The organism is Pseudomonas sp. DP-17, from assembly GCF_022380625.1.
Classification (GTDB): Bacteria; Pseudomonadota; Gammaproteobacteria; order Pseudomonadales; family Pseudomonadaceae; genus Pseudomonas; species Pseudomonas nitroreducens_A.
On sequence record NZ_JAKSXG010000004.1, the window covers coordinates 323,640 to 347,592 of the forward strand.

Sequence of the window (23,953 nt, forward strand, 5' to 3'; positions counted from 1 at the left end):
TCCCATGTACATCAATCACCTGGATGTGCCACGCAACCCGGAAATCTTCGAGCTGCCCCGCACGGAAAAACTGAGCAACAGCCAATGGCTCGACCTCGCCCTGCGCGACCTTCAGCTGCCAGGCGACTGGACGCTGGTGGTGCTGCTCGGCGGCAGGGATCTCCTGGCGTTCCGGCTGCGCATGGCGCAGTCGCACTTTCGCCAGTACATGGAGCCGTCCTATTGGTCCGATTGCCTGCTGATCTCCGCGCCGGCGGGGGACATCGGCCAGAGCAGTGCCTTTCATGTTCCGCTGATGCAGCCGGAACTGCCGTTCCCGCCGGCGCGCAATGGGGTGGTCGAGACCTTGCTGAGCGAGTTCGATTCGGTGGAGACCTGGCCCAACATCGCCTTGCTCGCCTATCCGGTGGAGCGCCAGCAGGTGCTGGACAAGCTGGAGTTGTTCGTCGAACGCCGCCAGGTTTTCGATTCGCTGGCCAACGTCCTGCGCTGGCTGGCTTTCGCCTGGGGCGTGAACGGCGCGCCCAACCCCGTGCACGAGCAGGTCGGGCTGCCCTCGGCCTGCATGCTCGACATGGTTTGCAGTGCGGCGGGGCTGAACGTGGCGCAGACCCTCACGGCCTACGGCGCGTGCCCCGAAGTGATCTGGGGCAGCGCGAACTACTGGCAGCGGCAGCGCGGCGGTACGGCCAACTACAACTATCAAGCGCCCCTGGGGCGCTATTTCGTCGGCCACCGCTATGAAATTGACGGCACGCCCGCAACGGCCGATGCGGCGACTGCGCCCAGGCGTGCCACGCGCAGCACGCCTGCCGCCAAGCCGGCGACTCGCAAGGCGGCGGCCAAGACCACCGCACGTAAGAGTTGAAGGTTCAGTCGACTTCCGGCTGGGGGAGGCCCACTTCGGTCAACGGGTAGGGCACGACCACGTCAATGCCCGGCACGCGGCGCTGGATCTCGTCCAGCAGTTGCGCCTCCTTCTGTGACCGCAGTACCTGGGGATCGCGCGGATTGTTGCCGAAAAAGTCCTCCCAGTGACCCAGGGCGACCCGTCGCGGTCGGGTGACCCGCAGCAGCGCACCGGGGTATTGCTCCACCTGGTCCCATGAGGCCGCGCAGAGAATCTCGACATCCACGCGCTTGTTGTCCAGCACGATGGGCGGAAAGCCCATCGGGGGCGTGCTGGCGGAGTCCTGGTAATGCAGGCGGTAGACAGTCCTACCATCTTCGCCGACCAGGTCCACCAGCCAGGCAAGTGTTGTCCCCTCGCGCCAGCCCCAGACCGTTCGTGGTAACCGCTCGAGGTCCGCGTGATAGGCACCTGGCAGGAGATCGATGCCGAGAAAATGCGGCGCGTGGCGGCTCTCCAGCGGCATGAAGCGGAACGGCCCGGAACTGAGCCAGGTTCCGCTCTGCGCAACGCGGCACCGGGTTCCATCGCTGGCGCAGCTCACGGCCGCCCTCTTCGGTTCCACGTTGACGAACTTCAGCGGCGGCTTCACTGCCGACAGGATGTGCCCGGCCGTCTCCGGGCCGTAGGCCGTGGCCCTTGGCGTGTATTTCTGCATGACCCACGGCACGTCGATCAGGTGGTCGTAATGCGAGTGGCCGATCAGCAGCACGCTGACGTCCGCTGCTTTGGGCATGAATTCGTCAATCCGCTGTGGCTTTGCTGAAACCAGCAGCGGCGGGAAGGCCGGGTTGCTGAAAGAGGGGGCGAACAGCAGCGCCTCGCCCCGCCAGCGCACCAGCCAACCGCCGACGCCGAGGTAGGTCAGCTTCGGTTCAGGGAGTTGGTGGCGGGAGTAGGGCAGATCCACATCGGCGACTTCCCTGGCGCAGCCGACGAGGTACAGGAGCAGGAACAGAAGGGGCAGGCGCATGGTCGTTCCCTCGCGAGGTCTGCCAGAAGCTTAGTGCAGCAGGGGGCGTGCAGAGGCTGACCGCGAGGGGCAAAAAAGTCCCCCGTGCGCTGCCGCGACCGGGGGATGCACGACCCGCGCAGGGGGACCGCGCGGGCGAGGTAGACCAGCGGGTTGTTACAGGCGGATCAGCACCGACTTCAGCTCGGTATAGTGCTCGATGGCGGCGGCGCCCATCTCGCGGCCCAGGCCCGACATCTTGAACCCGCCAAAGGGCAGCGCCGGATCCAGCGCGCTGTGGCAGTTGACCCACACCGAGCCGGACTTGATGCGTGGCACCATGCGGTGCACCGCCGCCAGGTCGTTGGACCAGACGCTGGCACCCAGGCCGTAGGGGCTGTCGTTGGCCAGGCGCAGGGCGTCCTCGATGTCGTCGAAGGGCATGGCGACCAGCACCGGGCCGAAGATTTCTTCCTGCACCAGCGGGTTCTTCTGGTCGACGTCGACTATCACCGTGGGTTTGACGAAATAGCCGGGGCCGAACTGCTCACCGCCGCAGGCGATGGTGGCGCCTTTGTCTCGGCCCAGTTCGATGTAGTCGAACACGCGCTTCTGCTGTTTGGCGGAAATCAGCGGGCCCATGTCGATGCTCGGGTCCAGACCGTTGCCCAGCTTCATGCCATTGGCGATGCCGGCGATATCGGCCACCACGTTGTCGAAGTGCTTGCGCTGCACGTAGAGGCGCGAGCCGGCGCAGCAGACCTGGCCCTGGTTGAAGAAGATCGCCTGGGCGGCGCCGGCAGCGGCGGTGGCCAGGTCCGCGTCGGCCATGACGATGGTCGGCGACTTACCGCCCAGCTCCAGGGTCACGCGGGTCATGTTGTCCATGGCCGCCTTGCCGATTTCCTTGCCTACCGGGGTGGAGCCGGTGAAGGTCAGCTTATCCACCAGTGGATGGTGGGAGAGGGCTGCGCCCGCGGTGATGCCGGCGCCGGTGACGACGTTGAATACGCCGGCCGGGTAGCCGGCTTCGAGCACCAGCTCGGCGAGTTTCAGGGCGGACAGCGGGGTTTCGTCGGCGGGCTTGAGCACCACCGTGCAACCGGTGGCCAGCGCCGGGCCGAGTTTCCAGCAGGCCAGCAGCAGCGGGAAGTTCCAGGCGACGATGGCGCCCACCACGCCGACGGCTTCGCGGCGGATGTAGCCGTGGAATTCACCGTCGGGCATCAGCGGCATGGACACGTCCACCGTGCTGCCCTCGATCTTGGTGGCGTAACCGGCCATGTAGCGCAGGAAGTCGATGGCCAGCTGCACGTCCATCACCCGGGCGACGGCGGCGCTCTTGCCGTTGTTCAGGCACTCCAGCTCGGCCAGCAGGTCGGCGTCGCGCTCCATCAGGTCGGCGAGCTTCCACAGCAGGTTCTGCCGCTCGCGCGGACGGGTGCGGCTCCAGGCCGAATCATCGAAAGCCTGGCGCGCGGCGCGCACGGCGCGGTCGACATCGGCGGCGGTGCCGGCGGGCACCTGGCAGAGCACTTCGCCGGTCGCCGGGTTGCGCAGGTCCATCAGGGCGCCGTCGCTGGCGGAGGTCCAGTCGGCACCGATCAACATCTTCGGGGCACGCTGCAGGAAGGCGCGGGATTCGGGCTTGATGGGCAGGGAAGCGAGCATTGCGGTGGCCTCTTGTTGTCTGTTTCAGGAACGTTGAGGCGGAGCATCGCAACGGCTGTGCCAAGGCTTGTTTTTCTATTTAACTTATTGAAATTAAAAGAATTAATTGGTTTTTATGCGACGACGAAAGGAAGCCGCTGTCGCACATTGCGACAGCGGCTGAGACGGTAAGGGGTGTTTGTGGAGGGGCGCGGAGCAGGGTGAGCCCTCTACCTAACCCTCTCCCTGAAGGGAGAGGGGACCGTTCGGCGCTGGGGCATGGTCTGCCTTCAGCCGGCAACTGAGTCAAAGGCGCGCATCAGGATTCTGCATCGCACGGAAACCCCCTCTCCCTTCAGGGAGAGGGCCGGGGAGAGGGGGGCCGGCGTGGCGTCGCAACCTCAGTGGGTGATATCCCGATCCTTGGTCTCCGGCAGGAACAGGATGCCCAGCACCGCCGTCATCACCGCGATGACGATGGGGTACCAGAGGCCGTAGTAAATGTCCCCGGTGGCCGCCACCATGGCGAAGGCGACGGTGGGCAGGAAGCCGCCGAACCAGCCGTTGCCGATGTGGTAGGGCAGCGACATGGAGGTATAGCGGATGCGCGTCGGGAACAGCTCGACCAGCCACGCGGCAATCGGCCCGTACACCATGGTCACGTAGATCACCAGGATGGTCAGCAGCACCAGCATCATCAGGTGGTTGATCTTCGAAGGATCTGCCTTCTCGGGGTAGCCGGCCTCCTTGAGCGAGGCGGCGAGCTGCGCGGTGAAGACTTCCGATTGCACCTTGAATTCCGCCGCCGGCATGCCGGCTCCCTCGAAACTGGCAATGACCTTGTCGCCGATGTGTACCTGGGTCGTCGCGCCGGTCTCGGCCTTGAGGTTGTCGTAGGGAATGGCGCGCTTGGCCAGCAGGCTCTTCGCCAAATCGCAGGAGCTGACGAATTTCGCCTTGCCCACCGGATCGAACTGGAAGGAGCAGGCATTCGGGTCAGCCACTACCGTTACCGGGTTCTTTTCCTGGGCGGCGAACACGTCCGGGTTACCGAACTGGGTCAGGCCGTGGAAGATCGGGAAGTAGGTCAGCGCGGCGAGGATGCAGCCGGCCATGATGATCTTCTTGCGGCCGATGCGGTCGGACAGGCTGCCGAAGAACACGAAGAACGGCGTGCCCAGCAGCAGGGAGCCGGCGATCAGCAGGTTGGCGGTCTGCGCGTCGATCTTCAGGGTCTGCAAGAGGAAGAACAGCGCGTAGAACTGCCCGGTGTACCAGACCACGGCCTGGCCGGCGGTGCCGCCAAGCAGCGACATGATCACCACCTTGAGGTTTTCCCAGCGGCCGAAGGATTCGGTCAAGGGTGCCTTGGACGCCTTGCCTTCTTCCTTCATCTTCATGAACACCGGCGACTCGGCCAGTTGCAGGCGGATGTACACCGAGACGATCAGCAGCAGGATCGACAGCAGGAAGGGAAGCCGCCAGCCCCAGGCCTCGAACGCCTCGGTGCCCAGGGCGGTGCGGCAGGCCATGATCACCAGCAGCGAGAGGAACAGGCCCAGCGTGGCGGTGGTCTGGATCCAAGAGGTGAAGAAGCCGCGCTTGCCCTTGGGTGCGTGCTCGGCGACGTAGGTGGCAGCGCCGCCGTACTCGCCGCCCAGCGCCAGGCCCTGCAACAGCCGCAGGGTGATGAGGATGATCGGCGCGGCGACGCCGATAGTGGAGTAGGCCGGTAGCAGGCCGACCACGGCGGTGGACACGCCCATGATGACGATGGTGATGAGGAAGGTGTGCTTGCGCCCGATCATGTCGCCCAGGCGGCCGAACACGATGGCGCCGAAGGGCCGCACCGCGAAGCCGGCGGCGAAGGCCAGCAGGGCGAAGATGAAGGCGGTGGTTTCGTTGACCCCGGCGAAGAAGTGCTTGGCGATGATCGCCGCCAGGGAGCCGTAGAGGTAGAAGTCGTACCACTCGAACACCGTACCCAGCGAGGAGGCAAAGATGACCTTGCGCTCCTCCTTGGTGATTCCGCTGTGAGGAGCGTTGCCCGCGGCCGGGCTGTAGGTTTGCGCCATGTTCGTCTCCGTCTTGTTGTTTTTTTGGGCCGGAGTCCCTCAATTTCCGTTACCGCACTCGAGCCCAGGGCTGATGACAGTTCCTACGGATGGTTGGTGCTTGAAAACAGGCGGCCCTGCGGAACACCGCAAGGTCATCTGGAAGCATAATCGTTCTCACGCGTCTGGCCACTTTCCAACCCGGCAAAGCCCCGGCTGGCGCGGATGGGCACCTGTTCTGGACAGGCCGGCAAAAGCAAGGCGTCTGGCTGGCACCTCGAGCTTTGCCACTTCCTCGCCGGAAGGACGCGCAATTAGACCATCGTCTATAACGGCTAGGGCTGTCTCAGGCTGCTACAGCTGTCGCGATCTGCCACGCCTGGTCGGCCCTTGCCTGGGCACAGCCGGTTGTTCCACAAGGGTTTTTCCCTCTGGCACGCAACGTGAAGAGCTCGGGGTTACGCCTGGCGCCACGTCGGCGCTGCACAAGGAGGCCTGGCTTGAAGAGGATGCACCCGTCGTTGCCGTGGATTGCGGGGCCGCTCGCCGCCGCATCGATCTGTCTGTTGCTGTGGCTGCTGCCCGGTGCGGGCAATGCTTTGCTCTGGGCGCTGGCGGCGCTGATTGCCCTGGGTGCCAGCCGTTCGGAGTGGCGCGGGCCGGCGTGGCCGGTGGTGCTTGGTGCGCTGTGCGGCGCTTGTCTTGCGCTTGGCCTGCACCTGATCGCCGACCACTTTCAGCTGCGTTATGCGTGGCTCTACAGCAGCGCGGCGCTGCCGGCTTACCTGAAATTCTCCAACCTCTGGGGTGGCGACGAAGGTACCGTCCTGCTGCTGGCGACCTTCTGCATGGCCATCGCCCTGAAGAGTTCGGCGTTGCCGGGCTGGGCCGGGCGCGGCATGGCGTTGATTGCTGCCTGGTACGTGGCCACTGCGGCCTGGCTCGGGCCCTTCAGTGCCACGCCCGAGGACTGGCTGGCAGCGCAACCGAGCCAGGGCATGAACGCCCATCTGCAGACCTTCTGGATGTCGTTGCATGCGCCGCTGATCCTCTGCGCCTATGCCTGGGTGCTGGCGCCGGCCGGTGCCGCGCTTGAAGCGCTGGGACGAGGCGGCCATGCCTATGCCTGGGTGATGCCGCGCTACAGCCGCCGCGCCTGGCTGATTCTCAGCGCCGGGATTGGCGTGGGCATGGCCTGGGCCATGGAGGATTTCACCTATGGCCAGCTGTGGCACTGGGACCCGGTGCAGACCTCGGCGTTCATTATCTGGGCGCTGCTCGGCGCGGTGCTGCACGGTGCCCGCCGCTGGCGCGCGGATGGTGCCTATGCACGGCTGCTGCCAGTGCTCAGCCTGCTGGCGGCGGCCATGGCCTGCGGCGCCATGGCGGTGACCCGCAGCATGGTGCTGGCCAGCTCGCACCGCTACATCGGCACCACATCCTGGCTCAGCCATCTGGCTCTGGCGGCGATACTGCTGGCGCTCACGACCTTCCACCTGCTGGCGGGGTGGCGGGCGCGCAAGCGGGCAGGGCGCCGGCGCGGCGCCTCGGACTGGACGCTGGACGTGGCCATCTACCTGTTCGCCGGCACCGGGCTGCTGGCCCTTGGTGCGCTGCTGCAGGCGCATCTCTATGAATGGCTGGGCGTGGAGCGGCCGAGCGAACTGAAACCCTTCTCCGAAACCCTGACTGCCTGGGCCACCACCGCCGAGATGGACAGCCTGCGCCGGGCCTTCGACCAGTGGGACGTCAACGGCTACGGCCTGGCCCACTGGGTCGTACCGCTGCTGGCGGCGATTGGCCTGATGGGCGGCTACAGCTTCCTGCGCCGTTGCGGCCGACCCCGGCTGGCGCTGCTGGCGACAGTCCTGACGGCCGTCGTGATGGTCTGGACCGGCTGGCGCGGCGGCTGGTTGAGCAGCGGCTACAACGGCGACGGCATGCTCTCGCAGAGCATCGTGCGGGTGTTGCCGTGGCTGGATGCGGCGCTGTTGGGCGGCGCTTTCCTGATGGGCAGTTGCGTGCTCTGGGGCGTGCAGAGTCTCTGGCGCAGCCGCCGAGTGGGCAGTCTGCGCTACAGCGGCGGTTTGGCGCTGGTGCACGGCGGCGCGGTGATCGCGCTGGTGGGCGGTCTCGCGGCCACGGCGCTGAATAGCTATCAGCAGATCAGCATCCCGCCGGGCACGTCCTTCGAGCAGTGGCACGCGGTGATCGGCGGTATGCAGATGCGCGTCTCGCCGGACTCCAGCCGGCCGGATTTTTCCGGCTACCACGCGGTGGCCAAGGTGGAGCTGCGCGACGGCGAGCGCACCTTGGCCGGCCACGCGCTGTTCCAGGACAGCCGGGGCAACCCGCCAGCCTACCAGGGGCCGGTGCGCCAGCTCTGCGAAATCCTCGACTACCACTACGCGCGCTTCGCCTCGGACCGCGGCTACGTGTTGCATCCATTCATCGTCCGCGGCTGGAGCGGCGATCTGCAGATCTGGGTGCCGGCCTCGGCGCGTCTGCTCAAGAAGCCTGGCGACGACATCGAGAGCGTGGTGGTGGTGCGCCGCTTCCCGTTCCTCTCGCTGGTCTGGGTCGGCCTGATCACCATGCTGTTCGGCGCCCTGATGCTCCCGGCGGGCGGCGCTTTGCGCAAGCCGGACCATACTGCTTCGGAGGGTGTCTCACAGGCCCTGTCTCAGAGTTAGACAGCAATCGCGAAATGTGACGTCGCAACCCCGGTGGCATCCACCGGGCGTGCCTGAAAATACCGCCGAAGGCCTGATTCGGCGGGGTTTGCGCAGTAGTGGCACACAACCTGCAAAACTGCGTTCAAGAGCTCGCTCTTAGCCCATCGGTGGGCGCGAATAACCAACAAGAATACCGAGGAGGCCTGACCTTGAAGATGACACGACTTCGGCGCTATCTGGGTGCCGGAACCCTGGCCGCACTGGCCCTTGCGCTGCACCAGACGGCCCAGGCCGCACCCGAAGGCCAGGCGATCATCAACGCCAAGTGCCAGGCGTGCCATACGCCCGAAGGCAACAATTCCCTCAGCCGTATCAGCCACCAGCGCAAGACCCCCGAAGGCTGGCTGATGAGCATCGCCCGCATGCAGGTGATGTACGGCCTGAAGATCACCGACGAGGAGCGCCGTGCGGTGGTCAAGTTCCTCGCCGACAAGCAGGGCCTGGCGCCCAGCGAGACCGAGGGCGTGCGCTACGCCCTCGAGCGCCGGCTGAACACCGTCGAGAAATTCGATACCAACTTCGAGCAGATGTGCGCCCGCTGTCACTCGGGTGCGCGCATCGCCCTGCAACGTCGCCCCGCGGCAGAGTGGGAGAAGCTGGTGAACTTCCACCTCGGCCGCTGGCCGTCATTGGAATACCAGGCCCTGGCCCGCGACCGCGACTGGTTCGACCTGGCGAAGAAGGAGATGGTCCCCGAGCTCGCCAAGCGCTACCCGCTCGACAGCAAGGCCTGGTCCGACTGGCAGAAGAACCGGCCCAAGGCCGAGACACTGGCGGGTGAGTGGAGCTTTGCCGGGCACATGCCGGGCAAGGGTGACCTGGCCGGCAGCATGAGCGTGAGCCAGGACGGCGACGACGCCTTCAAGGTCAGCGTGAAAGGCCAGTACGCCGACGGCTCGCCGTTCAGCGGCGAGGGCAGCGCGGTGCTCTATAACGGCTACGAATGGCGCGGCGCAGTGAAAGTCGGCGACGTGACCCTGCGCCAGGTATTCGCCGCCCTCGACGGCCAGATGCAGGGCCGCATGTTCGACAAGGCCCACGACGAGCGCGGCCTGGACTTCGTTGCGGCGAAGGACGGCACCAGCCACGTGCTGAGCGTGCAGCCGGCCTACATCAAGGCGGGTGCGGAGACCGAAGTCAGCGTGGTCGGCACCGGCCTGAAGGGCAAGCCGTCGTTCGGCAAGGGCGTGGAGGTGGTCTCGGTAGTCTCCGAAACTCCGGAGCGCGTGACCGTCAAGGTCAAGGCCAGCGATGCGGCCGCCGCCGGTGAACGCGATGTCACCGTGGGCAGCGCCAAGGGCGGCAGCCTCGCCGTCTACAAGGACATCGCCGAAGTGAAGGTGGTGCCGGAGTTCTCCATTTCCCGCATCGGCGGCAATGGCGGCTCCACGCCCAAGGTCCAGGGCAGCTTCGACGCCGAGGCCTGGGGCAAGGGTGCCGACGGCAAGCCGTTCCGCATCGGTGTGTTCCCCGCACAGTGGTCGGTCGAGCCGTTCGATGATCGCGCCAAGGAAGACGAGGACGTGAAGTACGCCGGGGTGATGGACGCCGACAGCGGCATCTTCACACCGGGCGACGCCGGCCCGAACCCGGCGCGCAAGATGATGACCAACAACGCCGGCAACCTGAAGGTGATTGCCGCGGTGGACGACGCCGGTCAGTCGCACAAGGGCGAAGGACACATGATCGTCACCGTGCAGCGTTGGAACAACCCGCCGATTCCGTAACCGTCGGAATCGGATGAACTGAACGCGTGAGTCCCGCCTGCGGGCGGGCACATTCTGAGAGTTCCGGGAGGTCGCCATGGGCGCCATCTTGAATCTGGTCGAACGCAACCTGCATGAAGTGCAGGTCGACGCCGACCGCCTGTTGTTCCACATCCCCAGCTCCTCGCTGTTCGCCAGCGACGAGTTGACCGGCGGAATCATCGACGCGCTGCGCGGGCAGGCCTGCTCGCCGGACGAGCTGACCCAGCGCCTGGCCGGGCGCTTCGGCGCCGAGGAAATCGACGAGACCCTGCGCGAGCTGATCGCGCTGGAGCTGGTCAGCGACGGCTCACCGCTGACCCCTGAAATCGGTATCAAGAAGGTTGACCGCACCGCGCTCAACACCGTGGTGCTGAACGTCAACACCGGCTGCAACCTGAGTTGCACCTACTGCTACAAGGAAGACCTGGACAAGCCCTCCGCCGGCAAGAAGATGGGCGCGGAAACCGCCGAAGCCTCGGTGGAAATGCTGATCCAGGAATCCCCCGACGAGCCGCGCTACACCGTGGTGTTCTTCGGCGGCGAGCCGCTGTCCAACCGTCCGCTGATCGAGCACATGGTCGCGTACTGCGAGCGCCGTTTCGGCGAGCTGGGCAAGACGGTGGACTTCGTCATGACCACCAACGCCACGCTGCTCACCGAGGAAATCGTCGACTGGCTCAACGCCCATCGCTTCGGGCTGTCCATCAGCATCGACGGACCGAAGACGGTGCACGACCGCAACCGCATCACCGTGGGCGGGCAGGGCACCTATGACGTGGTGCGGCGCAAGGCCGACATGCTGCTGTCGCGCTACACCGCGCGGCCGGTCGGCGCGCGGGTGACCCTGACCACCGGCGTCACCGACGTCGAGACCATCTGGAACCACCTGTTCAACGAGATGGGCTTCGCCGAAGTCGGCTTCGCCCCGGTCACCTCCGGCGATATCAGCAGCTACAACCTCACCGGGGACGAGCTGAAGGAGGTCTTCGCCGGTATGAAGGCCCTGGGTCGCCGCTACCTGGACGAGGCGCTGCAAGGGCGCAACATCGGCTTCTCCAACCTGCACCAGCTGATCACCGACATCCATGAAGGGCAGAAGAAAGCCCTGCCGTGCGGTGCCGGACTGAAGATGCTGGCCGTGGACCACAAGGGCGAGCTGAACCTGTGCCACCGCTTCACCGGCTCATCCTTGCCGACCTTCGGCAACGTGCATGAAGGGGTGAAGCAGGCCGAACTGAACGAGTTCCTCTCGCAGCGCCTGGACCGCACCGACACCGGCTGCGCCAGCTGTCACATCCGCAACCTCTGCTCCGGCGGCTGCTACCACGAGAGCTACGCCCGCTACGGCGACCCGGCGCACCCCACCTACCACTACTGCGAACTGATGAGGGACTGGGTCGACTTCGGCATCGAGGTCTACAGCCGGATCATGGCTTCCAACCCCAGCTTCATCGACCGCCACATCACTCCGCGGAAGGCGCACTGACATGAAACATCTGAAAGCGATCAACACCAAAGCACAGAAGCTCGAACAGGCCGCCGCCGAGGATCGCATCGAGGACGTGGTGGCGATGAACTCCGTGGCCGGTTGCGCAGCCACCACCGACCCGGGTTGGGAAGTCGACGTGTTCGGCGGCGTTTCTTCGCTCTGCCAGCCGATGGAGGCGGACCTCTACGGCTGCTCCGACCCCTGCTGGTGGCCGGCCCAGGTGCCGGACATGATGAGCACCTACCCCGACTGGAACAAGGATGCGCAGGCCTCGGCCGAGAACTGGCGCAACCTCGGCACCGTATTCCCGGACGACAAATGACCGGCCTGACGAATATCGGCCCCAAGAGCATGGACCAGAAGAACAAGAGGAAAACCTGCATGTCCAGAAAAGCATTCGCCGCCGCGCTCGGCGGCCTCTCGCTGGCCTGCGCGCTGCAAGCCGTCGCCGCCGATGCCGGCGCCGACACCGGCAAGGCGCTGGAAAGTGGCCACGAGTACCTGATCAGCACCAACTATCCGAACAACCTGCACGTCATCGACATGCAGACCGACAAGCTGTTCAAGACCTGCACCATTCCCGGCGCCTACGGTCCGGGCATGACCCAGCTGTCGCCGGACCGCAAGACCGTCTACATCCTCAGCAACCACTACGCGGACATCTACGGCATCCAGCTCGATGACTGCAAGCCGGTGTTCCACGCCACCCTTGCGCAGAAACCGGGCGAGAATGCGCGGGCGATGTTCTCCATGACCGTCAGTCACGACGGCAAGGAAATCTACGCCATCGCCAACCCGACGCTGATCCTCGCCGAGCACTACGAGGTGCAGCAGCCGCGCCTGCAGGTCTATTCGGTGGCCGATGGCATGGGTGCCAAGCCGGTGCGCACCTTCCCGGCGCCGCGCCAGCTGACCATCATGCAGAGCGGCGACGACGGTACCCTCTATGTGGCGGGCCCGGACATCTACAAGGTGGACGTGAAGACCGGCAAGTTCGACGTGGTCATCCCCAGCCGCAACTGGAAGCGCCCCAACTACGCGCCGCCAGATGTGCTCTACGTGTGGAACCAGCAGACCTACCCGCGTGACTTCTCGCTGCTCTACACCACGGCGAAGTTCAAGGACGCCAAGCAGGACATGGCCACGGCCGAGTTCCTCTACGGCTTCTTCAACATCGACCTGGCCACCGGCAAGACCGAGACCGTCGACTTCGGCCCGGTCACCGAGGTGTACTTCAGCGGCATCCGCTCGGCCAAGGACCGCAACATCGTCTACGGCGTGCTGAACCGCCTGGCCAAGTACGACATCAAGCAGCAGAAGCTGGTCAAGGCGGCGAACCTGGACCACTCCTACTACTGCCTGTCGACCAACAAGGCCGGCAACAAGCTGTACCTGACCGGAACCCTGAACGATGTGGCGATCTTCGACGCCGACAGCCTGGAGCGCCTCGGCGATCTGAAGCTGCCCGGCGGCGACATGGCGATCACCACCAGCCAGGCGTTCGTGGCCAACTGAGGCCTGGCCTGCGGACAGCCCGCCTGCGGAAATGAGACTGCCCGGAGCACCTGTGTGCTCCGGGCAGTTTCGCTTGTGGCTCAGACTTCCGGCTCGGGACTGAGGTACCGTTGTGCACCGCAGCGCGCACAGCGCTGGCACAGCATCGGCACGCGGCCGACTTCGGTCAGAGTTCCTTCATCCCAAACGCATCCCAGGAAAAAGCAGCGCAATCGCATGTGTCCTCCTCCGGATCGCTCCGGTTCGTTAGACAGGCAGCAGGGTGCAGGTGACGCTCCGGGCTTGTTCTTGTGTGGAGACGTCCCGAGCCTCTCGCGCGTGCTCTGGAATGGGCAACCTAAACTGCCCGATGGCGCGTGACGCCCGCCACTGAGCGTTCCACTGACTCCCTGGCCGTTTGTCACCACCGAAGCTCGGGCCTTGACAGATAATATTATGAGCATAATATCAGCGTTCAGATGACGGCTATCATTCAATTGGCCGGACATTCCAGACGGCCACCAGGCCCACTCAACGTTGCAAGCGGGGCGAACGCCTCCTGGAGAAAGAACCATGAATGCCAAATCCGAACTGGGCCGCGCACTGATCACCGGTGCTTCCTCCGGCATCGGCGCCACCTACGCCCAGCGCCTCGCCGCCCAGGGCTACGACCTGCTGCTGGTGGCCCGCGACCAGCAACGCCTGGATGCCCTGGCTGCGCGCCTGGGCGAAGAGTACGGCGTCTCGGTGGATGTCCTGAAGGCTGACCTGACCCGCCGCGAAGATCGCTCCCGCGTCGAGGCTCGTCTGGCCGAAGACGCGAGCATCAGCCTGTTGCTGAACAACGCCGGCGTGGCGATCAACGGCACCCTGCTGGAAACCGACCTGGACCGCCTGGAAAGCATGATCGAGCTGAACGTCATCGCCACCGCGCGTCTGGCCGGCGCTGCGGCGAAGGCGTTCGCCGGACGCGGTCGGGGCACCATCATCAACGTGGCCTCGGTGCTGGCCCTGGCGCCGGAACTGTTCAACGGCAGCTACAGCGCCACCAAGGCTTTCGTGCTCAACCTGACCCAGTCCATGCAGCAGGAGCTGGCGCCGCTGGGCCTGCGCATCCAAGCGGTGTTGCCGGGCGCTACCCGCACTGAAATCTGGGACCGTGCCGGCACCGACATTTCCGCACTGCCGGCGGAAATGCTGATGGACGTGAACCACATGGTGGACGCCGCCCTGGCCGGCCTGGCGCTGGGCGAAGTGGTGACCCTGCCGGCGCTGCCGGATGCGGGTGAGTTCGAAGCCTTCACCGCCGCGCGCCTGAAAATGGCGCCTAACCTGTCGCGCAGCGCTCCGGCGCAGCGTTATGGCGTGGAGTTGGTTTGATCGAGTAGTTGAGTGGCGAAAAGCTTGCCCCAGCCCTGTGCCGGGGCTTTTTTATGCGCGGCTCTTTGTGGGAGCGAGCTTGCTCGCGAACCGCTTGGCACCGTGCCTTGCAGGTTCGCGAGCAAGCTCGCTCCTACAGGGTCCAGGCGCAGGGCTGGCCGTACGTCAGTGGCGTAGGGCGAATAACCTGGAACAGGTTATCCGCCGGCCCTTGATTGGCGGATAACGCTGGCGCGTTATGCGCCCGACAAAGATGCCGCATGCATCTATAGTGGGGAATTCACTCCGCCGCGCCGATCTCGCGCTTCAAATGCCGGCGGGTGCTCTCCAGGATGCGATCGGACAGTTCCGGGTCGGCCACGCTGCGCGACAGCACCAGCGCGCCGATCAGGGTAGCGAGCAGGGCGACGCTTTCATCCTCGGCATGCTCGCTGGGCAGCGCTTTCTCGATGGCGTCGATGCGCGCCTGGACGATGGCGTCGGTGGTGGCGCTGGCATGGCCACGTGCGCCCAGTTCCGCCGAGATGGTCGGCAGCGGGCAGCCCTTGCCCGGCGTGTTGCGGTGGCCGGGGGAGAGGTACTGGTCGATGAAGCCGGGCAGCGGGTCGGCCTTCGCGAACTGCTGGTCGACGACCGGGCGCAACTGCTCGGCGGCCTGCTGCAGGGCGATCTCCACCAGCTCGTCCTTGGACTTGAAGTGCGCGTAGAAGCCGCCGTGGGTCAGGCCCAGCGCCTTCATCAGCGTCTGCAGGCCGGTGGCGTCGACGCCTTCGCTGCGAAAGCGCTGCGCCGCCTCGTTGATGATGCGTTCGCGGGTCTGGGCCTTGTGGTCTTCGGAGTAACGCATGACCGGTCTCCTGCGGATCATGGAATGCTGGTTGACATTCTAACGCAGGGTGGGCGCGGGGAGGTGATTCAGGGCAGACACCGGCGTACGCGGAAAGACGATCGCGGACGGAGTCCGCTCCTACCCAAGGCTGAGCCCCGTAGGAGCGGACTCCGTCCGCGATGTTGTCGCACCGCTCGAAAACTCTCCTTGTAGGAGCGGGTTCTCAGCTCAGCGCACGGCTTCCAGCAATGTCGCCACACCTTGCCCGCCACCAATGCACTGGGTCGCGATGGCGTAGCGCCCGCCGGTTTCCTTCAGCAGCGCTGCCGCCTTGCCGGTGATGCGTGCGCCGGTGGCGCCCAGTGGGTGACCGATGGCCAGGGCGCCGCCGTGCAGGTTGACCCGGTCGATATCCAGCTCCAGGCCGCGCAGGCTGGCCAGGGCCTGGCTGGAGAAAGCCTCGTTGATCTCCACCAGATCGATGTCGGCCATCCGCAGTCCACTGCGGTCCAGCAGTTTGCGGGTCGCGTACAGCGGACCCATGCCCATGATTTCTGGCGGGCAGCCAACCACGGCGACGGCTTTCACCCGCGCCAGGATCTCCAGTCCGTTGTCGCGGGCGAAGTCTTCGCTGCACACCAGCACGGCCGCTGCGCCATCGGTGAGGGGCGAGGCGGTACCGGCGGTGACGCTGCCGCCGAAAGCCGGCTTGAGCTGCGCCAGCGCTTCCAGGCTGGTGCCGGGGCGGATGCAGCCATCCTCGTTGACCTCGCCGTTGGGCGTGTCGATGGGCACGATCTCCGCCGCCAGCAGGCCCTGCTCGCGGGCATGGGCAGCCTTGGCGTGGGAGCCCACGGCCATGGCTTCCTGGTCCGCGCGGGAGATGCCGAAGCGCTCGGCGACGATCTCGGCCGTCTGCCCCATGGGCATGTAGGCCTGGGGGAATTCCGCCAGCAGGCGCGGGTTGGGGGAAAGGTTGAAGCCGCCCATGGGGACGCGGGTCATGGACTCCACGCCGGCACAGATGAAGGCATCTCCGGCGCCGAGCTGGATCTGCCCGGCGGCGAAGTGGATGGAGGTCATGGACGAGCCGCAGAAGCGGTTCACCGTGGCGCCCGCCACCGTTTCCGGCAGCCCGGCGAGAAAGCCGGTGATGCGCGCCAGGTTCATGCCCTGTTCGGCCTCGGGGTAGGCGCAACCCATGATCAGGTCCTCGATCAGGTTGGCGTCCAGGCCGCTGCGCTCGACCAGTCCCTTGACCGTCTGGGCGGCCAGATCGTCGGGGCGCACATCGATCAGCGCACCTTTTTTCGCGAAGTGGAACGGGGAGCGGGCGTAACCCGCGATGACGACGGAAGTCATGGTCGTTCTCCTGGGAAGTTCAGCGCCCGAGGATCAGGCAGGTCGTGGAGCCGGTGGCGTACAGGCGGCCATCCACGTCGTAGAGGCGGCCCTCGGCCAGGGCGGTGGAGCGGCCGACATGCACGATGGTGCCCTCGGCGCGGATCGGCCCGGTGTCGCGGGTCAGCGCACGGATGTAGCTGATGCGCAGGTCGGTGGTGGTGTAGCCCAGGCCGGGTTCGAGCATGGTATGCACGGCGCAGCCCATGGCCGAGTCCAGCAGCGTGGCCGCGTAGCCGCCGTGCACGGTGCCCAGTGGGTTGTAGTGGCGCATGTCCGGGGTGCCCTGGAAGACGAAGCGGCCCTGGCCCCATTCCAGCGGCACGAAGCCGATCAGCGCATTGATCGGCGGGGCAGGCAGTTCGCCCGCGCCGATGCCGTCGAAGAATTCCTGGGGCGTCCTGCCGCGCAGTTCCTGCAGCGAGACCACGCCAGGCTCGGCCAGACGCTGGCGCATCTGCGCGGCGGCCGCTTCCCAGGCGGCAATCTTCTGTTCACGGGTCAGTGTCAGTTCGGTCATCGCATGGCTCCGGCAATAAAATATTATGGATGTCATACTAACATTGAATGACGATCAGCATATAAGTGACGGAAGCGCCATCCAGCAGGGCTGAAGCGACAGGGAAAGAAGAGGACGGAGCGGGGAAGCAGGAGAGGATGGCTGGCGGAGCGGACTCCGCCAGCGCGGGTAGAACCTACTGGGCGGTGGCCGTGACGTTGGATGCACGCGCCTGGCTGCGCTGGGCCTTGTACTGCAGGGCGACGGCGGGCACCGGCGAGGCGACGCCGGTTTCCACCCAGCGGCGGATGCGCGCGGCGTCGGCCACGTGGGTGCGCTTGCCGAAGGCATCGAGCAGGGCCAGGGCGACCGGGCGGCCGTTCATCATGGTGACCATTACCAGGCAGTGGCCGGCATCGTTGGTGAAGCCGGTCTTGGTCAGGCGGATGTCCCACTTGCCGTTGCGCACCAGCGGGTTGGTGTTGAAGAAGCTCAGCGAGTAGCTGGGCTTGCTGAAGCGCGCGTCGCTGGTGGCGGTGGTGCTCATCGCGCGGATCTGCGGGTAGGTGTAGGCGGCCTTGGCCAGGCGGATCAGGTCGTTGGCATCGGAGACGTTGTGGATCGACAGGCCGGTGGGTTCGACGTAATGGGTGCTGGTCATGCCGAGGGACTTCGCCTTGGCGTTCATGGCCGCGACGAAGGCCTTCGAGCCGCCCGGATAATTGTGCGCGAGGCTCGCGGCAGCACGGTTTTCCGAAGACATCAGGGCCAGCAGCAGCATGTTCTGGCGGCTGATCATGCTGCCCAGGTGGACACGGGAGAACACGCCCTTCATCTCGGCAGTCTCGGAGATGTCCACGGGGATCAGCTCGTTCATCGGCAGCTTGGCGTCCAGGGTGACCATGGCGGTCATCAGCTTGGTCACCGAGGCGATGGGCACCACCAGGTTGGGATTGCTGGAATAGAGGGTCTTGCCGTTCTCCATGTCGACCACCAGGGCGCTGCCGGATGCGAGCACCAGCTCCTTGGGCGAAGCCGGCTTGGCGGGGGAGGCGGCGAAGGTGTTCGATGAACAGACAACAGCGGCACAGGCAAACAGCAGGCTCAGTATCGAACGACGACTAGGCATGGATGTGATTCGCAAGCATGAGGTGGGAATGTGTCTACATCCATGTAGGCATTTTCGGCGAATTCTAATGCAACACCCGCCATAGCGCACGCGGCGTGGCGCGTCTCAGATTGCGACATGTTGAGACGTAGCGGCCCTGGCTGCGCAGAGACCGTGAGTCGTGCTGGAAGCCGCGGCGCGGCAGCTTGCCCGAGCTGTTGCGAAATGCAACCGGGACGGCTTTGCACTGGACGGCTGAAAACCTTCTCAAAGCCGCGCCACATATGGCGTTCAGGCTGGGTGGCACGCTTTGTGAGTGACTATCCTGAATCGAACGCAGGCGCCCGGTTTGCCGTGTGGCCGATGGTCGGGGTTGCGTTTACCTTTACGTTAACGTAAACATGGTTCGCAGCCCGCGACCGGCCAGTCATGCGGGCGAGCAGGTCGGCCCTTGGTGCCTCGCGCACCGCTGCCAGGCCGATCGTTCAGCGTTGATCCCAGAACAAGCACAACAAGGGAAAGCCATGAACCACCTGAGTTACACCCGCGGCCCCCAGGACAAACCCCTGCTGGCCATGACCATCGGCGCCGCCTTCGATGCCACCGTCGAGCGTTTTGCCGCGCGCGAGGCCCTGGTCGTGCGTCACCAGAACCTGCGCTACACCTGGGCCGAACTGGCCGAGGTAGTCAATGGCATCGCCCGCGCCTTCCTCGCCCTCGGCCTGCGTCCCGGTGACCGCCTGGGCATCTGGGCGCCCAACTGCGCGCAGTGGTGTATCACCCAGTTCGCCAGCGCCAAGGTCGGTGCCGTGCTGGTCAACATCAACCCGGCCTACCGGGTGAACGAACTCGAATACGCGCTCAAGCAGTCCGGCTGCCGCTGGCTGGTCTGCGCGGATGCCTTCAAGACTTCCGATTACCACGGCATGCTTGCCGACCTGCTGCCCGAACTGGGGCAGGGCAGGCCGGGCGAGCTGTCCAGCGATCGCCTGCCGGAGTTGCGCGGGGTGATCAGCCTGTCCGACAGCGCGCCCACCGGCTTCCTGCGCTGGAGCCAGCTGGAGCCGCTGGGCCGTGGCATCGCCGCCGCCGAACTCACCGAGCGCCAGGCGCTGCTGCAGTTCGACGAGCCGATCAACATCCAGTACACCTCCGGCACCACCGGCTTCCCCAAGGGCGCCACGCTCAGCCACTACAACATCCTCAACAATGGCCTGATGGTCGGCGACAGCCTCGGCCTCACCGAGCACGACCGCCTGGTGATCCCTGTGCCGCTGTACCACTGCTTCGGCATGGTGATGGGCAACCTCGGCTGCTTGACCCACGGCTCCACCATGATCTACCCCGCGCCCAGCTTCGAGCCCGAGGCGACCCTGGCGGCGGTGGCGGAAGAGAAGGCGACCGCGCTCTACGGCGTACCGACCATGTTCATCGCCGAGCTGGACCACCCGACCCGTCGCGACTTCGACCTCTCCAGCCTGCGCACCGGCATCATGGCCGGCGCCACCTGCCCGATCGAAGTGATGCGTCGGGTCATCGACGAGATGCACATGGCCGAGGTGCAGATCGCCTATGGCATGACCGAGACCAGCCCGGTGTCGCTGCAGACCGGCCCGGAAGACGACCTGGACACCCGCGTCACCACCGTCGGCCGCACCCAGCCGCACCTGGAGAGCAAGATCATCGACGCCGACGGCCGCATCGTCCCGCGTGGCACCATCGGCGAGCTGTGTACCCGGGGCTACAGCGTGATGCTCGGCTACTGGAACAACCCGCAGGCGACTCTGGAAGCCATCAGCCCGGCGCGCTGGATGCTCACCGGCGACCTCGCCGAGATGGACGAAGCCGGCAATGTGCGCATCGTCGGGCGCAGCAAGGACATGATCATCCGTGGCGGCGAGAACATCTATCCGCGCGAGATCGAGGAGTTTCTCTACACCCACCATGCCGTGGCCGACGCCCAGGTGATCGGTATTCCCGACGAGAAGTACGGCGAGGAACTGGTGGCCTGGGTCAAGTTCCACCCCGGCCACAGCGTCGCCGAAGACGAACTGCGCGCCTTCTGCAAGAACGCCATCGCCCACTTCAAGGTGCCGCGTCACTTCCGATTCTGCGACGAATTCCCGATGACGGTGACCGGCAAGATCCAGAAGTTCCGCATGCGCGAAATCAGCATCGAAGAGGTGTGCAGCAAGCGTGGCTGATCGCTCGACGCCGTCCTGCGCCCTGACGCGCGCCCGGATTGCCGGGGCGCCATGGGCGTAGAGAAGGGCACCATCTCCATCCGTCTGGTCAGCGAAGCGCTGGCCGAGTTTCGTCGCGCCGGCGGTGACGACGGGCCGTTGTTGGCTGCCGCCGGCATTGCCCCTGAGCTGTTCGGCAAGCCTTATGCGCGGGTTTCCTGCCAGCTCTACGCGCGGCTCTGGCTGCGCCTGGCCAAGGAGATGGACGACGAATTCTTCGGTATGAACGCCCGGCGCATGAAGTCCGGCAGCTTCAACTTCATGGCGGCCGCCGCGGTCCGCGAACCCACTCTGGAAGCCGCGATGAACGCCGCGCTGCGCTTCATAGGCCTGGTCTTCGATGACTTCACTCCGCGCCTGACGCGCCAGGACGGCCTTGCCGCCATCGTCCTCGACGAACCCGAAGGCCCGGCGCCGCGCGCCTTCTGCTACTTCACCCTGTGGCTGATGCTGCACGGCCTGGCCTGCTGGCTGGTGGGGCGGCGGATTCCGATCCTGGCCGTCGAGCTGCGCTGCCCGCAACCGGACTTCATCGCCGACTACCGGGTGATGTTCACCGAGAACCTTAACTTCGCCCGGCGCCAGTCGCGCCTGTTGTTCAACGCCGAGGCGCTGGATCTGCCGGTGCGCCGGGATGAGCGCGAACTTCGGCGCTTTCTGAATGGCGCGCCGGCCAACATCCTGGTGCGCTACCGCGATCCGCAGAGCCTCGCCGCGCGCACCAAGGCCTACCTGCGCAGCCTCAAGTTCGAACGCTGGCCGGATCTCGACGCATTGGCCAGCCACTTCTACATGGCGCCCTCGACCCTGCGCCGAAAGCTCGCCGCCGAGGGGCAGTCCTACCAGGCGCTCAAGGACCAGTTGCGCCGCGACCTCGCCATCGCGCGGCTGGACAGCGGTGACGGCAACTTCGCCGATCTCGCCGAGGAACTGGGTTTTGCCGACACCAGCGCCTTCTACAAGGCTTTCCGCAAATGGACCGGCTCCACGCCGGGGCAATACCGCGCGCTGATCCGCCAGGAGCCCTGAAATTTAAGGGCTCGGCTCAAGTAGCCGCCCTTGTAGCCGATAGAACAACACAGAACCGCTCTTGCCCAAGGACGCCACTCCATGCCCCTGTCCCGCCTCTCGATCCAGTGGAAGATCACGCTGCTGACCGGCCTGTGCCTGCTCTGCATCGTCTGCCTGCTGGTCGGCCTCTCGCTGTTCCGGATGAACCATGACGCCGAGCTGATCAAGGCGGCCAACGCCGACATGCTCAAGGACGCGGCCAAGTCGCGGATGCAGGCGCGCAGCGAGCAGCAGGCGGAGATCATCCAGCGCTTCTTCACCGACGTGTACCACTTTGGCAACCAGTTCTCGCGGCAGGTCGCCCAGCTGCGCGATCAATCCACCAAACATGGGGCGGACACTGCGGCCGTACGCAAGGACCTCAACCTGCTGGTGCGCGACGGCCTCAAGAGCAACCCCAACCTGCTCAGCCTCTACGTGGTCTTCGAGCCCGATGCGCTGGACGGCCAGGATGCCGCCTTCCATGACCAGGCGGACGCGGGCAGCAACGAGAAGGGCCGCTTCGGCGCCTACTGGGCGCAGAAGGCCTCCGGCGAGATGACCGGCCTGGCGGTGACCGAGGACATGATCGCCGACACCTCCGTCATGCTTGACGGCAGCCCGTTCAACACCTGGCAGCTGTGCCCGCTGCAGACGCGCAAGGCCTGCGTGCTCAACCCCTACTTCGACAGCGCCTCGGGCACCAAGGTGCTGATGACCACCGTGACCTTCCCGCTGATCGATCAGGGCAAGGTGATCGCCGTGATCGGCATCGATATCAGCCTGAGCCGTCTGCAGCAGCTGGCTGCCGATGGCGACCGCCAACTCTACGACGGTGCCGGCAGCGTCAGCATCGTCAGCCCCGCTGGCCTGCTCGCCGGCTACAGCAGCGACGAAGCGCTGCTCGGCCAACCGTTGGAAAAAGCCATTCCCGGCCAGTCCGGCGAACTGCTTTCGCTACAAGCCAGCGGTCGCCCGCAGGTGCTGGAGAAGGACGGCCAACTGCGTGTGGTCGAACCGCTGCTGCCGATCCCGGACGCCACCAAGCCCTGGGCCGTGGTGCTCGACGTGCCGCAGGACGTGCTCCTGGCCCCCGCGCTGGAACTGCAGAAGCAACTGGACGAACGCAACTCCAGCGGCGCGCTGTGGCAGACCCTCTTCGGCCTCGCCGCTGCCGTTGTCGGCCTGCTGCTGGTCTGGCTTACCGCCCGCGGCGTGACCCGGCCGATCCTCAACGTCGCCGCCATGCTGCGCAACATCGCCAGTGGCGAAGGCGACCTGACCAGGCGACTGGACTACAGCGGCAAGGACGAGCTGGGCGAGCTGGCCGGCTGGTTCAACCGCTTCCTCGACAAGCTGCAGCCGATCATCCGTGACGTGAAATCCTCGGTGCAGGATGCCCGCGCCACCGCGGACCAGTCCTCGGAAATCGCCAGCCAGACCAGCGCCGGCATGCAGCAGCAGTTCCGCGAAGTCGACCAGGTCGCCACCGCCTCCCAGGAAATGAGCGCCACCGCCCACGACGTCGCCAACAGCGCCGCCATGGCCGCCGACGCTGCCCGTGGCGCCGACGGCGCGACCCGCGATGGCCTGAGCGTGATCGACAACACCACCCGCCTGATCGACGAACTGGCCAGCGACATGAGCAGCGCCATGCGCCAGGTGGAAGGGCTGGCGCAGAGCAGCGAGCAGATCGGTTCGGTACTGGAAGTGATCCGGGGCATCGCCGAGCAGACCAACCTGCTGGCGCTCAACGCCGCCATCGAAGCAGCGCGCGCTGGTGAAGCCGGCCGCGGCTTCGCGGTGGTCGCCGACGAAGTGCGCAACCTCGCCAGGCGCACCCAGGATTCGGTGGAGGAAATCCGCCAGGTCATCGAAGGCCTGCAGAACGGCACCCGCGACGTGGTCGGCGCCATGAGCAACAGCCACCGCCAGGCGCAGGACAGCGTGAGCCAGGTCGAACAGGCCGTGGCTGCGCTCAAACGCATCGGCGACGCGGTGGGTGTGATCACCGACATGAACCTGCAGATCGCCAGCGCCGCCGAGGAGCAGAGCGCGGTGGCCGAGGAGATCAACCGCAACGTCGCTGGCATCCGTGACGTGACCGAATCGCTGTCGAGCCAGGCGCAGGAGTCGGCGCAGGTCAGCCAGTCGCTGAACAAGCTGGCCAACCACCAGCAGGGGCTGATGGATCAGTTCAGGGTCTAAGGAAGCCAACATCGAGCGCCAGTTCTTAGCAGGCGCTCGAATCGTAGGATGGCGTGGAGCGCAGCGATACCCATTGGCCCAGTGCCGGCAGCACGGGTATCGCCTGGGCTCCACCCATCCTGCTGGGTGACGACTTAAACTCTTGCGCCGATACCCACGTCCAGGCACTGGCTGTCCAATCCGCTCATCCAGATTGGCGGCTT

18 protein-coding genes are annotated in these 23,953 nt (G+C 65.7%); 10 read left to right on the forward strand and 8 right to left on the reverse strand.

Annotated elements, in window-relative coordinates; translation table 11 throughout:
* Positions 1 to 4 precede the first annotated feature (4 nt).
* A complete protein-coding gene (locus MJ122_RS10860) occupies positions 5 to 868 on the forward strand; it encodes a hypothetical protein (RefSeq protein WP_239744163.1) in 864 nt (287 codons plus the stop codon).
* A 4-nt stretch (positions 869 to 872) separates the two neighbouring features.
* Here MJ122_RS10860 and MJ122_RS10865 read toward each other — a convergent pair whose 3' ends face one another.
* From MJ122_RS10865 to MJ122_RS10875, 3 genes are all read right to left on the reverse strand, one after another.
* Positions 873 to 1,883: a hypothetical protein gene (locus MJ122_RS10865; RefSeq protein ID WP_239744164.1), complete on the reverse strand. Its 1,011-nt coding sequence runs from the start codon at positions 1,881 to 1,883 to the stop codon at positions 873 to 875.
* Between the two features lie 156 nt (positions 1,884 to 2,039).
* A complete protein-coding gene (locus MJ122_RS10870; RefSeq protein ID WP_239744165.1) occupies positions 2,040 to 3,533 on the reverse strand; it encodes an aldehyde dehydrogenase family protein in 1,494 nt (497 codons plus the stop codon).
* Positions 3,534 to 3,913: 380 nt separating this feature from the next.
* Positions 3,914 to 5,587, reverse strand: coding sequence for an MFS transporter (locus MJ122_RS10875; protein WP_239744166.1), 1,674 nt, complete (start codon positions 5,585 to 5,587; stop codon positions 3,914 to 3,916).
* Positions 5,588 to 6,075: 488 nt separating this feature from the next.
* Between MJ122_RS10875 and ccsA the strand changes: the two genes are divergently transcribed.
* From ccsA to peaD, 5 genes are all read left to right on the forward strand, one after another.
* The gene (ccsA, locus tag MJ122_RS10880) at positions 6,076 to 8,259 is read left to right on the forward strand and encodes a cytochrome c biogenesis protein CcsA (RefSeq protein ID WP_239744325.1); all 2,184 of its coding nucleotides are present in this window, start codon (positions 6,076 to 6,078) and stop codon (positions 8,257 to 8,259) included.
* 197 nt (positions 8,260 to 8,456) lie between these two features.
* Positions 8,457 to 10,028: a quinohemoprotein amine dehydrogenase subunit alpha gene (peaA, locus tag MJ122_RS10885; protein ID WP_239744167.1), complete on the forward strand. Its 1,572-nt coding sequence runs from the start codon at positions 8,457 to 8,459 to the stop codon at positions 10,026 to 10,028.
* 76 nt (positions 10,029 to 10,104) lie between these two features.
* Positions 10,105 to 11,535, forward strand: coding sequence for a quinohemoprotein amine dehydrogenase maturation protein (gene peaB, locus MJ122_RS10890; protein WP_088417342.1), 1,431 nt, complete (start codon positions 10,105 to 10,107; stop codon positions 11,533 to 11,535).
* A gap of 1 nt (position 11,536) precedes the next feature.
* Positions 11,537 to 11,860, forward strand: a complete 324-nt coding sequence (gene qhpC, locus MJ122_RS10895; RefSeq protein ID WP_015477047.1) for a quinohemoprotein amine dehydrogenase subunit gamma — start codon at positions 11,537 to 11,539, stop codon at positions 11,858 to 11,860.
* 59 nt (positions 11,861 to 11,919) lie between these two features.
* The gene (gene peaD / locus MJ122_RS10900) at positions 11,920 to 13,053 is read left to right on the forward strand and encodes a quinohemoprotein amine dehydrogenase subunit beta (protein ID WP_239744168.1); all 1,134 of its coding nucleotides are present in this window, start codon (positions 11,920 to 11,922) and stop codon (positions 13,051 to 13,053) included.
* Between the two features lie 80 nt (positions 13,054 to 13,133).
* Here peaD and MJ122_RS30170 read toward each other — a convergent pair whose 3' ends face one another.
* Positions 13,134 to 13,271, reverse strand: coding sequence for a PSPA7_2676 family Cys-rich small protein (locus MJ122_RS30170; protein WP_277921879.1), 138 nt, complete (start codon positions 13,269 to 13,271; stop codon positions 13,134 to 13,136).
* Between the two features lie 334 nt (positions 13,272 to 13,605).
* On the opposite strand from MJ122_RS30170, the gene MJ122_RS10905 reads away from it, so the two are divergent.
* Positions 13,606 to 14,412 (forward strand): SDR family oxidoreductase, encoded by an 807-nt coding sequence (locus MJ122_RS10905; RefSeq protein ID WP_239744169.1) that lies wholly within the window; start codon positions 13,606 to 13,608, stop codon positions 14,410 to 14,412.
* Positions 14,413 to 14,692: 280 nt separating this feature from the next.
* Here the strand turns inward: MJ122_RS10905 and MJ122_RS10910 are convergent, their stop codons facing one another.
* The 4 genes from MJ122_RS10910 to pbpG all read right to left on the reverse strand — a co-directional run bounded on the left by MJ122_RS10910 (position 14,693) and on the right by pbpG (position 18,270).
* Positions 14,693 to 15,259 carry a TetR/AcrR family transcriptional regulator gene (locus tag MJ122_RS10910; protein WP_088417340.1) on the reverse strand — a complete coding sequence of 189 codons (567 nt, stop codon included), beginning with the start codon at positions 15,257 to 15,259 and terminating at the stop codon, positions 14,693 to 14,695.
* 210 nt (positions 15,260 to 15,469) lie between these two features.
* Entirely contained in the window at positions 15,470 to 16,603 is a 1,134-nt protein-coding gene (locus tag MJ122_RS10915) for a thiolase family protein (protein ID WP_239744170.1), read from the reverse strand.
* Between the two features lie 19 nt (positions 16,604 to 16,622).
* Positions 16,623 to 17,099 (reverse strand): PaaI family thioesterase, encoded by a 477-nt coding sequence (locus tag MJ122_RS10920; RefSeq protein WP_239744326.1) that lies wholly within the window; start codon positions 17,097 to 17,099, stop codon positions 16,623 to 16,625.
* Positions 17,100 to 17,337: 238 nt separating this feature from the next.
* On the reverse strand, positions 17,338 to 18,270 hold the full coding sequence (gene pbpG, locus MJ122_RS10925; RefSeq protein ID WP_088417338.1) for a D-alanyl-D-alanine endopeptidase: 933 nt from the start codon (positions 18,268 to 18,270) through the stop codon (positions 17,338 to 17,340).
* A gap of 503 nt (positions 18,271 to 18,773) precedes the next feature.
* On the opposite strand from pbpG, the gene MJ122_RS10930 reads away from it, so the two are divergent.
* The 3 genes from MJ122_RS10930 (at position 18,774) to MJ122_RS10940 (ending at position 23,750) form a co-directional block, all read left to right on the forward strand.
* The gene (locus tag MJ122_RS10930) at positions 18,774 to 20,453 is read left to right on the forward strand and encodes an AMP-binding protein (protein WP_239744171.1); all 1,680 of its coding nucleotides are present in this window, start codon (positions 18,774 to 18,776) and stop codon (positions 20,451 to 20,453) included.
* 51 nt (positions 20,454 to 20,504) lie between these two features.
* Positions 20,505 to 21,521 carry an AraC family transcriptional regulator gene (locus MJ122_RS10935; protein WP_239744172.1) on the forward strand — a complete coding sequence of 339 codons (1,017 nt, stop codon included), beginning with the start codon at positions 20,505 to 20,507 and terminating at the stop codon, positions 21,519 to 21,521.
* Positions 21,522 to 21,602: 81 nt separating this feature from the next.
* On the forward strand, positions 21,603 to 23,750 hold the full coding sequence (locus MJ122_RS10940; protein WP_239744173.1) for a methyl-accepting chemotaxis protein: 2,148 nt from the start codon (positions 21,603 to 21,605) through the stop codon (positions 23,748 to 23,750).
* Positions 23,751 to 23,953: the final 203 nt, after the last annotated feature.